We start from the raw sequence: 15,548 nt of genomic DNA, 5'->3' as shown, positions 1-15,548 counted from the left end.
CTGGATTATGGCCTGGTCACATGCGGGGACCGCCTTACCCTTGCGCCACGTTTCGTAGGAGTTCGGGCTTCACTCGGCTCCCAGCCGGTACGGGGCCGGTGGTATTGCGGACCATCAATGTGGGCTTGACCAGGGTGGAAACGGGTTCCATGCGGCCCTCGATGCGCTCCACCAACAGCCGCGAAGCCAGCGAGCCCATTTCGAACCCCGACTGGTCCACAGTGGTGAGGGAAATCTGAGGAAGCGAAGCCGCAAACGCGTTGTCATAGCCCACCACGGAGAAAGCCTCCGGCACCGGAACCGCCAACTCATGGAATCGGGAGAGCACGCCAAAGCCGGCCATGTCCGTTCCGGTGTGTACGGCGGTAGGAGGGAGATCCCGATCCAGCATGAGGTCGACAGCGTCCGCACCACCCTGGTGGTTCCACCTGGTTTCGATGACGTCGATCTCATCATCCAAGCCATGGTGGACCATGGCCTTGACGTATCCGTCAGCACGGACAACCTGGGGCATAGTTGCTTCGTTTTTCTCTGTGCCCACGTGCTTCAGGTGCGAAATCCGCCGGTGCCCCAAGGACACCAGATGATCGACAATCAGGGCGCTGCCCGCCAAATCATCGCTGGCTACGGTGTCATAATCCTGTCCCGGCCCGTGACGCCCAAGGACGACCGTGGGCGTGATCCGCCCGATCTTCTCCAACTCCTCGTCCGGGCCGAACGGCGCAATGAGGACCAGGCCGTCCATTTTCCGGTCAATCATGGCCTCGATCATCTGCTTCTGCTGCGCGAGACCCATGTTCGCCTCGCCGATGAACACTTGATAACCGCGGCTGCCCGCCTCTGCCCGGATTCCCTCGATCAGCACAGTAACGAATGTGTTCGAAAGGTCCACCACAAACACCCCGAGGGTGAAACTCCTGCCGCGCATGCCCCGCGCCAGGGCCGAGGGGCGGTACCCAAGGACGTCCATGGAGGCCTCGACCCGCGCCTTCATGATGTCGCTAACGCCGTATGCCCCGCGAAGTACTTTTGACACCGCCGCGCGCGAGACTCCTGCGTGTTCCGCGACGTCGCTGATGGTCGTCCTCTTCGGATGTTTGTTCACATCCCCAGCCTCTCTGGTTGCCCCAGAAGTAATTGTAGACTGATCTACAGAAAATCCTTGATTCCTATTGTGAGTTCCCTTACAGTAAAAACGTAGACCGATCTACATAAGCCACTTTCCGCGATTCCCCTCCCGGAAAAATTCGCTTTGAAACGTTCCACAGGACCATTAGGACCTGCGGCTTTACGAGGAGGTAAAGATGATATTCACCCCCAAGCGGCGCTGGCCGGCCATCGCCGGAAGCGTTACCGCAGCGGCATTGGTCCTCACCGGATGCTCCGCCGGAGGAGGCGGGAACAGTGACGCGAAGACCATCACGTGGCTCGTCGACAACACTGAAAACACCATCACCTACGCCGAGAAGCTCGCCGAGGACTTCAACGCGGCGAACCCTGACATCAGAGTTGAAATCGAAACCCGCCCACAGGGCGGCGACGGGGACAATATCGTGAAGACGAGGCTGGCAACCGGAGACATGGCGGACGTGTTCTCCTACAACACCGGATCGCTCTTCCAGCAGATCAACCCGGAGCAGAACCTCGTTCCGCTCACCGGCGAGCCCTACATGGACAACGTCTCCGACTCCTTCAAGCCCGTAGTGGCTGCCGGCGACGATGTGTACGGCGTGCCCGTCGGAACGGGTTCGGCCGGGGCCGTCCTCTACAACAAGAAGGTGTTCGAGGAACTCGGCCTCTCAGTCCCCAAGACGTGGGAGGAGTTCATGGAGAACAGCCGCAAGATCAAGGATTCCGGTACTGCAGCGATCATCCAGTCGTACCAGACCACGTGGACCTCGCAGCTCTTCGTCCTGGGCGACTTTGCAAACGTGGCCGCCGCCAACCCCACGTTCGCTGAGGACTACACCGCCAACAAGGTCAAGTACGCCACGGACCCCGCAGCCATCAAGGGCTTCGAGCACCTTGAAGAGGCTTACAAAGCCGGCCTGTTCAACGAGGATTTCGCCTCCACTACATACCCGCAGGCTTTGGAGAAGCTGGCCAACGGCGATGGTGCGCAGTACCCCATCCTCAGCTTCGCCCTGCCGGAGCTGAAGGTGAGCTACCCGGACCAGCTCAACGACATCGGACTCTTCCCGCTGCCGGGCGATGACCCGGCGAAGAACCCGCTGACCATCTGGCTGCCCGGCGGCGTGTACCTGCCCAAATCCACGGAAAACGTCGAGGAGGCCAAGAAGTTCCTGGCCTTCATCGCGAGCACTGAAGGCTGCGATTCCCAGACCGAAGCCGTGGGAGCCAACGGCCCCTACCTCGTGGAAGGCTGCGACCTCCCCGACGACGTTCCCACCGCGGTGAAGGACATGCTGCCGTTCTTCGATGACGAAACCAGGAACAGCCCCGCGCTCGAGTTCCTCTCCCCCGTCAAGGGCCCGGCGCTCGAACAGATCACTGTTGAGGTGGGCTCCGGCATCCGCTCCGCAAAGGACGGCGCCGCCCTCTACGACGCTGACGTCACCAAACAGGCCAAGCAGCTGAACCTGCCCGGCTGGAACTGACCTCCGAAACCATCCGCCGTCCGGGCCGGGCCCTGCCAGGCCCGGGCGGCATCCTGGAGCCACTGACATGACCACGAATACCACCACAGCACCCACGCGGGCTGCCCGCCGTACCGACCCGGCAAAGCCAAAACGCCGCTCCGGCCAGTCCGCCTACCCCTACTGGTTCTACCTTCCGGCCGCCCTGATTTACGCAACGCTGTTCCTGGTTCCCACCTTCGCGTCGTTCTTCTTCAGCTTCACCCGCTGGAACCTCACAGAGTTCACGTGGATAGGCATGGACAACTTCGTCCAGTTCTTCTCCGAGGAAGCCCTGCTCAAAGGCCTGACCAACACGTTTATCTACGGCGTCGTTACCTCGGTCCTCAAGGTAGTCCTCGGCATGCTGCTCGCGGTGCTGCTGACCTCCCAGATCATCGCCCGCGGATACCTGCGCTCCATCATCTTCTTCCCGGTACTGCTCAGCAGCATCGGCGTAGGCATCGTCTTCACCGTCCTGATGGACCCTTCCACAGGACTCATCAACAAAGCCCTGGCCGTCGTCGGCATCGACGGCCCTGCCTGGCTGACCGACCCCGCCTGGGCACTGATGTCCGTCGCTTTCGTCGACGTGTGGAAGGGCGTGGGACTGGCCACCGTCATCTTTATCGCAGGGATCGTCTCCATCCCCTCCGAGTACTTCGAGGCAGCCAAGATGGACGGCGCCAGCCCGGTCAAGTGCTTCTTCAACATCACCCTCCCGCTCGCACGCCCCGCTACCGCAACCGTCATCATCCTCTCCCTCATTGGCGGGCTACGGTCCTTCGATCTGATCTGGGCGATGACCAAGGGCGGTCCGGGCTTCACCTCGGATGTGATCGCCTCGGTCATCTTCAAGCAGTACCAGGCCGGCTTCTACGGCCTTTCAACAGCAGGCAACGTCGTCCTTTTCCTGATCGTCACCGCCGTCATCGTGCCCCTGTCCATGTTCCTGAACCGCAAGGAAGTTGAAGCATGACCGCCGCCATCAAACGCTATGGTGTGGGAATCCTGGCCATAGCCGTCACCTTCGTTGTCTTCGTGGTCCCGCTTCTCTTCATGGCCCTCATCGCCGTGAAGGACCGCCGCGAAGCGAACCGGCTGGAATTCTCCTGGCCCACCAATTTCTCCTTCGTCGAGAATTTCCAGGAAGTCCTCTCGGCCAGGAAGTTCATGCTGGTCACGGCCTTCATCAACAGCACAATCCTCACGGTAGTCAGCGTGGCCATCCTGGTGATCCTCGCCGCCATGGTCGCCTGGGTGCTGCAGCGCCGCCGCAGCCGCTGGAATCCGCTGATCAACTTCCTCATCCTCGCCGGCCTGATCATCCCGCCGGCGGTCATCCCCACCATCTGGGTGCTCCAGGGCCTGGGCTTGTTCAAGACCCTCACCGGACTGATCTTCATCGAAGTCGCCTTCGGCATTTCCTTCTGCATCCTGCTTTTCCGGGCCTTCATCTCCTCCATCCCGAAAGAGCTCGACGAAGCCGCGGTCATCGACGGGTGCGGACCCATCCGGCTGTTCTTCCGCGTGGTCTTCCCGCTGCTGAAGTCCGTCATTGTCACAGTGATCGTGGTCCAGTCGGTGAGCATCTTCAACACCTTCCAGAACCCGCTGTACTTCCTTCCTGGCGACGCCAATGCCACGGTCCAGCTCACCCTGTTCAATTTCCAGAGCCAGTTCACCACTGCCTACAACCTGCTCTTCATGAACATCCTGCTGATCACCATCCCGCCGCTGGTCATGTACCTGTTCTTCAACCGCCAGATCGTGGCCGGCATGACCGCCGGCGCCGTCAAGGGCTAGAACCCGGCGCCCAACACATCACTTCTTTTACGGGCCACCCGCCGCCCGTCCATCAACCCTGCAAGGAAGAGGGCACTTTCATGACAGCCATCGTCCAACCCGTGACCTTCGAACACCTTCCCGGTGCGCTGGGCATCGGAACCGGAACACCACGGATCTCCTGGAAAACGCGCGCCGAACCCGGTTGGGTGCAGAGCGCCTACCAGCTCTCCATCACCACGGAGGCAGGACGCTGGACCAGCGAACGGTTCGAGTCCGAAGAATCGGTTCTCCAGCCCTGGCCTGCCCAAGCACTGGGCTCCGGCCAGCGGGCGGACGTAAGTGTCCGGGTCTGGGGAACGGCAGCCACGGAACCAAGCGGCTGGAGCCCGGCAGCCGCCGTCGAAACCGGCCTCCTTTCCCCGGAAGACTGGGTGGCCTCCCCCATCAGCCCTGCCTGGGACGAGGACCGCGACTCTGACCGGCGCCCGCCGCTGCTGCGGCGCACTTTCGAGCTTCCCCGGCCGGTGGCGTCAGCCCGCCTCTACGTCACCGCGCACGGGCTGTATGAGATGGAAGTCAACGGGAGCAGGATTGGAACCGACGCGTTCTCGCCAGGCTGGACCGTTTACGGCGAGCGACTGCGCTATTACACCTACGACGTCACCGGGCACCTTGGCCAAGGCGAAAACGCGATGGGGGCCTGGCTGGCGGACGGCTGGTACCGCGGCCGCTTTGGATTCAACGGCGGGTACCGCAACCTCTACGGTGACAAGGTCGCCCTCCTTGCGCAGCTTCGGGTAACGCACGACGACGGGTCCGTCACCGTGGTGGGTACGGATGGGCAGTGGAAAGCCTCCTTCGGACCCATTCTGTTCACGGGTCTTTACGAGGGTGAGGAGTACGACGCCAGGCTGCTGCAGGCCGGTTGGAGCCTGCCGGAATTCGACGACGGCGGATGGCATCCCGTCGTCGAAGTCCACCGCGACCCCGCCACACTGGTGGCCCCCGAAGGTCCGCCCGTCCGGTGCACCGACGAAGTGCGGCCGGTGAACGTAACCACGTCTCCGTCGGGGAAACTGATCCTGGACTTCGGGCAAAACCTCGTGGGGCGGCTGCAGGTCAACGTCCAGGGCGAAGCCGGGACGACTATCACCATCCGCCATGCCGAGGTCCTCCAGGACGGTGAGCTTTACACCCGTCCTTTGCGGGGTGCGGCCGCCACAGACGTGTACACGCTGGCTGGCGGTCCAAGCGAAACGTGGGAGCCCCGCTTCACCCTCCACGGGTTCCGTTACGCCGAGATCAGCGGCTGGACCGGCGGGGAAGTGGCGGACCACGTCCTGGCCCGGGTTTACCACACCGACATGGCCCGCACCGGATGGTTTGAATGCTCAGACCCGGACCTTAACCGGCTGCATGAGAACGTCCGATGGAGCATGAAGGGCAACTTTGTGGACATCCCCACGGACTGCCCCCAGCGGGATGAGCGCCTGGGCTGGACCGGTGACCTGCAGGTCTTTGCCCCCACCGCCACCTTCCTCTATGACTGTTCAGGCATGCTCTCTTCCTGGCTCAAGGACGTGGCGGCGGAACAGGCGCCGGACGGGACAGTGCCCTGGTACGTGCCGGTGATCCCCGGCGGTGACTACTGGACGCCCGTACGGCCGGGGGCGGTCTGGGGTGACGTCGCCGTCCTGACGCCCTGGGTGCTTTACGAGCGGTTTAATGATGCGAAGGTCCTGGCCGACCAGTACCAGAGCGCCAAGGCCTGGGTGGACCTGCTGGACTCGCTCGCCGGCGGAAGCCATCTGTGGAACACAGGCTTCCAGCTTGGCGACTGGCTTGACCCCAGCGCCCCGCCAGAGAAGCCGAGTGAGGCCAAGACCGACCGCCACCTCGTCGCGAGCGCCTACTTCGCCTGGTCGGCACGGCACCTGGCAAAGATGGCCGGTGTACTGGGCAAGGCCGACGACGAGCTTCGCTACCTGGAACTTGCCCGTGCGGCCTCGGCAGCTTTCGCCAAGGAATACATCCTTCCGGATGGACGCATGACCAGCGACGCGCAGACCGCCTACGCACTTGCCATCGTTTTTGACCTCTTCCCGAGCGCGGAGCTCCGCCAACTGGCCGGTAAACGCCTCGCCGAACTTGTCCGGGAGGCCGGCAACCGCATCGCCACCGGTTTTGCGGGGACTCCGGTCATTGCCGACGCGCTCACAAGCGTTGGTGAACTGGAGACGGCCTACGACCTGCTCCTGGAGAAGGAGTGCCCGTCCTGGCTCTACTCCGTGGGGCAGGGCGGGACCACCATCTGGGAACGCTGGGATTCGCTGCTTCCGGACGGAACGGTCAACCCCGGGGAGATGACCTCCTTCAACCACTACGCACTGGGCGCCGTGGCGGACTGGATGCACCGCTCCGTGGCCGGCCTGGCTCCCCTTGAGCCGGGATACCGGCGGATTCTCTTCCGTCCCCAGCCGGGTGGCGGGCTCAGCTCCGCTTCCGCAGCCCACGAGACGCCGTACGGCCGGGCAGCCATCTCCTGGAAGCGCGACGGACGCGGACACAGCGTGGAAATCGAGGTCCCCACCGGAACCAACGCCCGGGTGGAACTGCCCGGGCACGCGCCGGCGGACGTCGGACCCGGGCGCTTCGAATACGTTGTGGAAGGCGTCTCCTAACGGACGTTGCCACTTCTTCCCTCAGCCTGCAACAGGCTGCGCCTGAAAGGGCGCTTCCTGTTGCAGGCTCGCTCCGTTAAATCCGGTTCGGGTTGGCTCACCGGGCGGACGCAGGGCGGACGCCGCAAATGGACGACGGCGGTAGCCGCCTTTTCGCGGATGCCCTCCCCTGGTGCGATGGATGCCGCGGCAGGACGTCCGCCGCGACCCCTGTCGCCGTGCTTATCATTGCTTGCGTGAGGGCCCTTTTCACCGTAGGCCACGGGACCGCTTCCCGGGCCGAGTTCGCCTCGCGGCTGCAGGCCGCCGGTGTGGCGTCGCTGGTGGATGTCCGGATCGGGCCGGGCAGCAGGAAGCACCCCCACTTTGGCAAGGACAGCATGGCAGAGTGGCTGCCGGAAGCGGGAATCAGCTACCGCTGGGAAAAGCAGCTGGGTGGCTTCCGCGAGCTTCCTCCCGATTCCCCCGATACGGCCCTGCGCAATGAGTCGTTCCGTGCCTACGCCGCCTATATGCGCACCACGGATTTCACCGCTGCAGCGGAAGAGCTCATTGCTGCGGCAAAGATCGGACAGACGGCCATTATGTGCAGCGAAACCGTATGGTGGCGGTGCCACCGCAGACTCATCGCGGACCATTGCCTCCTTCTCGCCGGGCTGCCCGTTGCACACCTGATGCCGCCGGCCAAGTCCACCCCGCACGTCCCTACCCAGGGCGTGAGGGTCCTGGGGAATGTGCTGCGGTACGACGTCCTGGATTGATGCTTGCAGCTATGCAGCCGGGCCTCTTGACGCAGCGGCACGGGAGTTTTAGCGTCGATACCGATATCCCGTTTAGCCGAAAACCGGGGGCATCCCGTGCCAATGTCCGAAGAGGAACGGCGGCTGCTCAAGGAGCTGGAGCTGGGGCTGATCGCCGACGACCCCCACCTGGCCATGGAGCTGCTCTCCGGCTACCCCGCGCCCAGGTTCCGTTTGGACCTCTTTTTCGGCGCACTCGCCGGCCTGGCCGGGCTTGTACTGCTGATCGCCGGCGTCAGCGGCCAGATCGTTGTGCTGGTGGTGCTGGGGCTTTCACTCGTGGGGCTGGGCACCGGCCTGCTGCTGGGCAAACCTTTTCCCGGGCGGAGAGGGCGGCCGGAGCGGCCCGTTGGCTGACTGCCGCGGCGTCAGGACAAAGAGACTGAAAATGACGACGGCGGCGCCAAGCCAGCCATGCGGCGGCAACCGCTCACCCACCACCAAGACCGCCAGCCCAGCGGCCACCACGGTTTCAAGCAGGGAAATCCCGGTGGCGGTGCTGGCCCGGATCCTGGCCAGGCCCCATCCAAACAGGACGTACCCGGCAAACATCGGCACCAGTGCCATGTAGGCGCCCACCGAGAAATTGACCCATGACTCAACCAGGGGCCGGCCGGTGACTGCCAGCACGGGCATCAACAGCAGTCCGCCGAGCCCAAAGACGGCCCCCATGGCCGCCCGCGACGACAGCCCGCCGGTGATCAGGCGGTGCGCTGCCCAGGAATAGAGGGCATAGGTGGCGCCGGCCAGCAGGCCCAGGGCTATCCCGGCCAGCGATTTCCAGGAATTGCCAGGGGAACCGGCCGGCGCATGCCCGGCGAAGGACAGCAGGGCTGCGCCCGAGACGCCCAGTAGTGGTCCCGCCATCCACCGGCGGGTCAGGTGTTTACCGTCGGCAAAACGCTCAATGAGCGCGGCCGCCACCGGCGCGGAACCGATGGACACCACCGTTCCCACCGCCACGCCGGAGAGCCGCATGGAACTGTAAAAGGCCAGCGGATAGACGGCCACCGCCGCCGCGCCGAGGGTCACCAAGCGCCAGCGGTCCAGCAGGCCCGGCCACTGGCCAGTGATCGCGTTGGCTGCGTACAGCGCCTGCAGCAGGCCTCCGATTCCCATGGCCACCGCACCGATGGCCAGCGGACTCACGGACGGCGCGAACGTGGCAGCGGTGCCCGTGGTGCCCCACAACACGGAGGCCGCCACCACGCACAAAGCGCCCCAGAGCGGCGCATTGGCCGAACCGGCCGCCGTTTTCAAACGTCCGCCAGCAGCCGGGCAGCGATGGTCCGGCACTCTTTCAGGCACGCGTCATTGCCCTCGAGTCCGGCCCGGGCCATGGCACCCTCTAAAAGAAAGGCCAGATGCCGGGCGAGTCCGGCGGCGCGGCCATGACCTGCCGGAAGCACCTCGGCCACGTGCCGTGCCAACAGTCCCTCAACCTCTTCCTTGTGCTTCCGGACCGCCAGCCGCCCCGGCGCACCTGCTGGCAGTTCCGCTGCCGCATTGAGCAGTCCGCATCCACGAAACCCGTTGAGGTAGGCGGCGTTGGCATGGTCCGTATAGGCGTCAAAAACGGCCAGCACCCGCTCGCGCGGATTCCTGGCATCCTCCAGTCGCCGGCTGTACAGCCCCAGCCATTCCGCATGCCGGGCCTCGAGGTACGCCGCTACCAACTCGGCCTTGGAAGCAAAGTTGTTGTAGAGGCTCTTCTTGGCCACCCCGGCTTCGGTGGTGATGGTGTCAATGCCGGTGGCAGCCACGCCCTGTGCATAGAAGAGCCGCGCCGCAGCCTGAAGCAGCAGCGCGCGGGCCGGACGCTTCGGCGGCATAGGCGTGTGCGCAGCGGTCTGCGCACCGGTATCCCGAGCGGCCAAAGGGGACTCCTTTTATGGGTGATAGTAGGTAGGTCAGTCTACCTACAAAACAGGTCGGGAATATCCGCCGCCCATGCTCTGTTGTTGCACTGTTCAGGACGAACTGCATCCAGCCGACAGGAGAACGCACCAATGTCAGTGGACTATGACGCTCCCCGGGTGACGCCCGAGGAAGAGCCGAACAGCGGCTTCGAGGAGCTGAAAACCGAGAAGTCAGGCCGAAGGGAGGCCATCGCCGACGTCGACGAGACCGAGCTCGCGGACAGCTTCGAACTGCCCGGGGCGGACCTGTCCAACGAGGAGCTGCTCATCCAGGTGGTGCCGGTCCAGGCCGACGAATTCACCTGTATGTCCTGCTTCCTGGTGCACCACCGCAGCCAGCTCGCCAGGGAAAAGGACGGCAGGAAGTACTGCAAGGAGTGTGAGTCCTAGGTCGGCAGCCTTGCGGAAGCGGTACTGTGCCGCTTCCCCCGCCGCCCGTAGTGCCAAGTTCAGCTTTCACTCATTGGAATCCCGACTCGTGACAGGAGGCTCCAGGCAGCCATGATGTAGGTCACGCTCCGGCGATGGCCGGCCGACTGGAAAGAAGGAACCCATGTCCCTCAGCGTTGAGGAAATGAACAAGCAGCTGCCGGTTGCCAACGCGCTGCCCGGCGAAGCTGTCCCCTACTACATGGCCTCGGGCGAAGGCGCACGCTACGAAATCAACGGCCAGCTGGTGACGGTCATCGCCCGTGCAGCCGATACCGGCGGCATCTTCAGCGCTGCCTACATCTCGGGCGGCATGGGGGCAGAGTCGCCATTCGTCAGCCACAAAGTGGAGCACAAGACGCTCTACGTTTTCGACGGGATCCTGCACGTCTGGCTGCCCGGCGAAAGCCGCATCCTCACCCCGGGAGACTCCGTGGTCATTCCCCCCAACACCCCGCACGCGTACCGGATGGCCAGCCACTACACCCGCTTCCTGAACTGGATGACGCCGGGCGGGGCTGAGGTTTACTACGAGCGGGTGGGCACCCCCGTCGATTCGCACGTGCCCCCAATCCGTGCAGGCGGCACGGCCGGCCTCCAGGAACAGGCTGAAGTGGGGGCGGAGTTCGGGATGACCTTCCCGGACGTCGAGCGCGTGGATCCTTCCTTCAAGCACGACGCCGGCCTGCCGCCCACGCAGATCCCCTACTTCCTCAGCGCCCACGAGGGCGAGCGGCTGGCCAGCTACCAGACGATGTTCACCTACCTGTCCCGGCCGGCCAACACCGGCTCGAACTACTTCGCCGTGCACACCAAGGGAGCCAAGACGCCCTACATCCCGCTGCACTTCCATTCCGAACACACGGAAAACTTCATCTGCACGGAAGGCCGGATGTGGCTGTACGCCAACGGCCGCGAGGTGCTGCTGACCAAGGGCGACTTCCTGCACGCCCCTGCAGGCACTGTCCACTCCTTCGCCCTGGACTCGCACAACACCCAGATGCTCGGGTTCCTCACGCCGTCGGTCTTCAACGGGTTCTTCGAGTACTTCAACAAGCCCACCGAGGACTACATGTACACCGAAGGCGGGACCCCCTACATGGACATGGAGGGCTTCGGGCGCGCCCAGGCAGAGATGGACCTCACCGTGGTGGGCCCGCCGCCGCAGCGCCGCGCAGCCCTGGAGATCTCCTAGCGCCTCCAGATACCCCGAATTCAGAACCCATGGCCCGGACCTCCGAAAGGAAGTCCGGGTCATTTGGCTTTTATGGACCGTCGACTGCTGAGTAGATGCCGTTATGGACGTCGAAAACGGCAGTTAGGGAGCAATGGATGGGTATTGCTTCACCAGTTCGCGGCCGTAGTCGTTCCCGTTGGGCGTTCGGACCACGGTGTGCATGTGGAACGGCGCGGGCTCGTCGTTGTCCAGGAAAACCCCGGTGTGGTGGTCGAGTTCCAGCACCACCACAGGACTCTGCAGCCGGAAGTAGAACGCTTCCTGGCCATCCCAGCCGCCGATCCAGCTGAAGAAGCTCTCGCCGTACTGCTCATGGATCTCCCGGCGTCGGGCGGCGCGGGGGCCGGCGGGCAAGTAGGCAATAAAGTCGTCCACCACCGCGTCGAGGAGGCCGCGGGCTTCTGCCGGCATATCCGCCACCCGGATGCCCTCGTACGGGATCACCCGGTTGTCCTGGAAACACCCGCCAAGGTGGCGTTCATCGCCGGCGTGGATGCGGCCTTCGGGCATGGCGGGGTCCACCATCGACGCGTAGACGGTGGCCGCTGCGCGCAGGTCCGCCGGCAGCGCTGCCATCAGTTCGCGGGCCAGGGCGATCCGCTCCTTGAACACCCGGACGCCCTTGTACGGGCCGTCGTCGATCATGTCCGGCTCGGCACCCATAAATACCGGCGAGACCACCAGCTGGGTTCCCGCCACCAGACAGTTGAGCGCCGCATGGTGGCCGAAGATCTGCCACCCCCACGGTTCCGTTTCGGAAGGGTCGCCGTACAGCGCGAAGTTGTAGCTGAACTCGTTCATCAGCAGGGGCAGCTCCACCAGGCCCCCCAGGAACCCGTTGATGCGCATCAGGTTGCGGACCAGCTCAAAACCCTCGGCACTCAGGGATGCCTCCACCACGGCCAGGGCAGCATCGCGGACCGGCGTTTCCAGCTCATCCAGCCGGAGGCCGGTATCGTGCTGCATGAATTCCGGGTTCGCCCAGCTCTGCCACTCCGGGGCGTCCACGGCGTAGGTGAGCTTCTTCGCCTGTTCCTGCCCCACCACTCCCAGGAGCTTCCGGGCTGCCGCCACCATCTCCGCGGTGGGCGCCTCCTCGCCGGGCCGGACCGGCGCCAGCGGAAACAGCCCCTCACGCCGCACGCCGTCGCTGGTGATCCCCACGAACGGCTGCGGGTACAGCTTCTTCCATCCCTCGATCATGGGGCCGGCGAAGGAGTCCTGCTTGGCTGCCTCGGCGTACCCACGGGCATCCAGGCCCCGGATGTCCGCGACGCGGGGATGATCGGTGGCAAAGAGGTAATCACGGAATGACGGCGTCGACACGGTTGCTCCTTGTTTCGTCCTGGACGCTGAATGATGTGCCCTGCGGTGATGTTCCCGGTGATACCCCGGCTGGGGCGAACCCGGCAGCAACGGCCAAAGCTGCCGCTGCGGCCTCCGCCGAACTGCCACGCCACGCCACGTGCTGGTCGGGACGAACCAGCACCGCGGGGGCGCCCCACAGCTCGGACAGCGGGGTGCCGTCACCGGTGGGCCCAACCTCGGCAACTGCCACCGGGATGCCCTGCCGGGCACCGGCGTCCAGCACCTCGGCGAAGGCGTGCTCTCCCCGCACCCCGCCCAGCGCTCCGCCGTCGGCCAGAAGGGTGAAGCCGCCGCCCAGCCGGTCGTACAAAGAAGTGGAATCCTGCAGCCAAGCGTGCGGGAGCAGCGCGCCTGGGGTGGCGGAAGGAACGTAGCGGATGGGATCCTCGGCAGGGACCGGGGACCCGTCCGGCACCACGGCCGGGGAATCAGCATATGTGTAGCCCAGCACCAGGCCCAGCGAATCAAACTCGCTCTGCTTAACGGCAAGCGCTTCGTGCACCGCCCGACGTGCCGCCCCGCCGTCGGGGCCGTCGTGGTCCAGCCGGGGATCGGCGAAGTGGTACGCCAGGGCCTTGCCGTTTGCGGCGGCGTCGCGGATGGTCCGCGCTGCCACCGGGCGGCGCTCATGGCCGTAGCTGTCCAGGATCTCCGGCCCAGCCCAGCCCTGGATATCGGCCGCAAGCTTCCAGGCGAGGTTGGCGGCGTCGCCAACGCACGTGTTGAAGCCATGCCCGCCCCAGGGCGGATTCAGGTGCGCGGCGTCCCCCACCAGGAAGATGTTTCCCCGGCTGTACTGCGGGGCCAGGAGCATGCGCGCCGTCCAGGGATCCGTGGCCACCACATCGACGTCAATATCCGCCGCGTCCGTCCCCACCAGGGAGCGGACCAGGGCCGCGGCGTCACCGGGGGCTACCTCCTTGGTGGGGTCCACGCCCTGGATGATGGCCCACCAGGTGTCGGCCAGGTCCATCCGTCCCACCATGCCGGCGGCCTCCGACCCAACCACCCAGTACTGGACGGCGGAGTTCAGGGTGATGGCCTGGCCCAGCTGCTTCGAGCGGAACAGGATGCTGATATTGGACAGTGCAGCGGAACCGCCTTCCAGGCGGATCCCCAGGCTGCGGCGCACCGCGGAGGAACCGCCGTCGGCACCCACCACATAGCTGCTCCGGATGGTCGCCGTGCTGCCGGATGCGTCCTGGACGACGGCGGCGTACAGCGGCGCGGTGCCCTGGCCTGCCGTGTCCTGGCCTTCTGCACGCTGAAGTTCCTGGTCCTGCAGTTCCTGCACGTCCACCACGCTCCACCCGGTGATGAAGGTGACCAGCGGGTTGCGGGCTGCGGCGGCGCGGAGCACCTCCTCGAGGACCGGCTGCGGGACCTGCTGGCCGCATTCGGGCTGCGGGCCATATCGGCCGGGGACCAGCTGGAAGGCGTTCCGGAACCGGCGCAGCTCATGGGCCGCTGGGCCCGCGAGGTGGGTGCAAAAAATAACGTCCTGCGCATAGTCCACCGGGAGCGGAGCCGCTGCGCGCAGGGCGTCCGCCAGGCCCAGCCGGCGGAGATGGGTCATGGTGCGTGCGTTGGTGGTCTTGGCCCGCGGCCTAGTGTGGTCCACGGAGCTGCGGGGTTCAATCACGGTGCTGGGGATCCCGCGCGCGGCCAGGTCCAGGGCGAGGAACAGGCCGCTCGGTCCGCCGCCGGAGACCAGGACCTGCGCCTCCCCCGGGACGTGCTCTGGTGACGTGACGGGCAGGGTTCCCATCAGGCACGGCTCCGGAGCGAGACGTCTCCCACGGGGGTGACCAGGGTGCCGAGCCTGTCGATGTCCACCTCGACGGTGTCGCCCGGCTGGAGCAACCACTGCGGGGTGCGGGCATAGCCCACGCCTTCAGGGGTGCCTGTGGCGATCACATCACCGGGATGGAGGGTGAAGGTCTGGCTGATCAGCGCAATGATTTCCGGAACGGAGAAGATCATGTCCCGGGTGTTCCCGTTCTGAGCCTCGACGCCGTTGACCCGGGTCCGGACCTGTAGCCCGTCGCGGAGGTCTCCCACCTCGTCGCGGCTGACCAGCGGTCCGAGGGGTCCGCTGAAGTCGCCGTTCTTGCCCAGCGTCCACTGCGAGGTGAGTTTCTGCGCGGTGCGGGAGGTGATGTCGTTGAAGGTCGAGTAGCCGAAGACGGCTTCTGCCGCGGTTGCCTCATCCGCGGATTCCACCCGCTGCCCGATGTACGCGGCTACTTCGCCTTCCCAGTCCAGGCCGGCCTCGCCGGCGGGTACCGGGACGGGCACGTTGCCTACGGACAGGGACGCCGTCCAGCGGCCGAAAAGGGTGGGGTAGGGCGGCAGCTCCTGGTCCTTGTAGCTGCCCTCCGCTGCGTGGGCCTTGTAGTTCAGGCCAACGCAGATGACCCGTGCGGAGGCGGGGACGAGCGGCACTTCGGTGATGCTGGTCCGCTCCAGCCAACTGCCGGCGTCGGACGCGCCGGAAAGGGACCCCTTGGAAGCGGACGCGTCAGGTGCCAGCGACTCTGCTTTGTCCTGCCAGCCGCTGGGGTCGGACCAGAAGTCGCTGACAGGGGCGAGCGGGAAAACCCGGGAGTCCACGAGGGCGGCTGCCCAGGGTTCGCCGTTGTGAGTGATGCCGATGAACTGCATGGAGGGGCCTTTCAGGTCTTGCCGGG

14 protein-coding genes are annotated in these 15,548 nt (G+C 65.2%); 8 read left to right on the top strand and 6 right to left on the bottom strand.

The genetic code is table 11. The features are described from left to right. Positions 1–34: 34 nt before the first annotated feature. Entirely contained in the window at positions 35–1,105 is a 1,071-nt protein-coding gene (locus IEX43_RS08620) for a LacI family DNA-binding transcriptional regulator (protein WP_188810162.1), read from the bottom strand. A gap of 199 nt (positions 1,106–1,304) precedes the next feature. Between IEX43_RS08620 and IEX43_RS08615 the strand changes: the two genes are divergently transcribed. The 6 genes from IEX43_RS08615 (at position 1,305) to IEX43_RS08590 (ending at position 8,262) form a co-directional block, all read left to right on the top strand. Further along, positions 1,305–2,618, top strand: a complete 1,314-nt coding sequence (locus IEX43_RS08615) for an ABC transporter substrate-binding protein (protein ID WP_188810160.1) — start codon at positions 1,305–1,307, stop codon at positions 2,616–2,618. Between the two features lie 67 nt (positions 2,619–2,685). After that, complete coding sequence (locus IEX43_RS08610; RefSeq protein WP_188810151.1) at positions 2,686–3,615, top strand: carbohydrate ABC transporter permease; 930 nt, start codon at positions 2,686–2,688, stop codon at positions 3,613–3,615. After that, on the top strand, positions 3,612–4,442 hold the full coding sequence (locus IEX43_RS08605; protein WP_188810149.1) for a carbohydrate ABC transporter permease: 831 nt from the start codon (positions 3,612–3,614) through the stop codon (positions 4,440–4,442). The genes IEX43_RS08610 and IEX43_RS08605 overlap by 4 nt, the downstream gene beginning before the upstream one ends. Positions 4,443–4,522: 80 nt before the next feature. After that, the gene (locus IEX43_RS08600) at positions 4,523–7,105 is read left to right on the top strand and encodes a glycoside hydrolase family 78 protein (RefSeq protein WP_188810146.1); all 2,583 of its coding nucleotides are present in this window, start codon (positions 4,523–4,525) and stop codon (positions 7,103–7,105) included. A 236-nt stretch (positions 7,106–7,341) separates the two neighbouring features. Next, positions 7,342–7,866, top strand: a complete 525-nt coding sequence (locus IEX43_RS08595) for a DUF488 domain-containing protein (RefSeq protein ID WP_229666372.1) — start codon at positions 7,342–7,344, stop codon at positions 7,864–7,866. Positions 7,867–7,968: 102 nt separating this feature from the next. Then, a complete protein-coding gene (locus IEX43_RS08590; protein WP_188810142.1) occupies positions 7,969–8,262 on the top strand; it encodes a DUF3040 domain-containing protein in 294 nt (97 codons plus the stop codon). Here IEX43_RS08590 and IEX43_RS08585 read toward each other — a convergent pair. Both IEX43_RS08585 and IEX43_RS08580 read right to left on the bottom strand, forming a co-directional pair. Beyond that, on the bottom strand, positions 8,179–9,165 hold the full coding sequence (locus IEX43_RS08585) for a DMT family transporter (protein WP_229666371.1): 987 nt from the start codon (positions 9,163–9,165) through the stop codon (positions 8,179–8,181). The genes IEX43_RS08590 and IEX43_RS08585 overlap by 84 nt on opposite strands. After that, positions 9,162–9,737: a TetR/AcrR family transcriptional regulator gene (locus tag IEX43_RS08580; protein WP_188810417.1), complete on the bottom strand. Its 576-nt coding sequence runs from the start codon at positions 9,735–9,737 to the stop codon at positions 9,162–9,164. The genes IEX43_RS08585 and IEX43_RS08580 overlap by 4 nt, the downstream gene beginning before the upstream one ends. Before the next feature lie 177 nt (positions 9,738–9,914). On the opposite strand from IEX43_RS08580, the gene IEX43_RS08575 reads away from it, so the two are divergent. Together IEX43_RS08575 and IEX43_RS08570 are read left to right on the top strand one after the other, a co-directional pair. Further along, a complete protein-coding gene (locus IEX43_RS08575; protein WP_174178421.1) occupies positions 9,915–10,214 on the top strand; it encodes a DUF4193 domain-containing protein in 300 nt (99 codons plus the stop codon). A gap of 163 nt (positions 10,215–10,377) precedes the next feature. Continuing rightward, on the top strand, positions 10,378–11,448 hold the full coding sequence (locus tag IEX43_RS08570) for a quercetin 2,3-dioxygenase (protein WP_188810140.1): 1,071 nt from the start codon (positions 10,378–10,380) through the stop codon (positions 11,446–11,448). Positions 11,449–11,571: 123 nt separating this feature from the next. Here the strand turns inward: IEX43_RS08570 and IEX43_RS08565 are convergent, their stop codons facing one another. From IEX43_RS08565 to IEX43_RS08555, 3 genes are read right to left on the bottom strand one after another with little or no spacing between them, the layout of a single operon-like run. Then, complete coding sequence (locus IEX43_RS08565; RefSeq protein ID WP_188810138.1) at positions 11,572–12,816, bottom strand: DUF3500 domain-containing protein; 1,245 nt, start codon at positions 12,814–12,816, stop codon at positions 11,572–11,574. After that, complete coding sequence (locus IEX43_RS08560; RefSeq protein WP_188810136.1) at positions 12,794–14,626, bottom strand: FAD-dependent monooxygenase; 1,833 nt, start codon at positions 14,624–14,626, stop codon at positions 12,794–12,796. Before IEX43_RS08560 ends, IEX43_RS08565 begins: the two co-directional genes overlap by 23 nt. Then, the gene (locus tag IEX43_RS08555) at positions 14,626–15,522 is read right to left on the bottom strand and encodes a fumarylacetoacetate hydrolase family protein (RefSeq protein WP_188810134.1); all 897 of its coding nucleotides are present in this window, start codon (positions 15,520–15,522) and stop codon (positions 14,626–14,628) included. Before IEX43_RS08555 ends, IEX43_RS08560 begins: the two co-directional genes overlap by 1 nt. Between the last annotated feature and the right edge of the window lie 26 nt (positions 15,523–15,548).

The organism is Pseudarthrobacter polychromogenes (assembly GCF_014644495.1).
In the GTDB taxonomy this organism is placed as follows: Bacteria; Actinomycetota; Actinomycetes; order Actinomycetales; family Micrococcaceae; genus Arthrobacter; species Arthrobacter polychromogenes.
The sequence above is the reverse complement of the archived record's forward strand: the minus strand, read 5'-3'. Positions and strand labels throughout refer to the sequence as shown.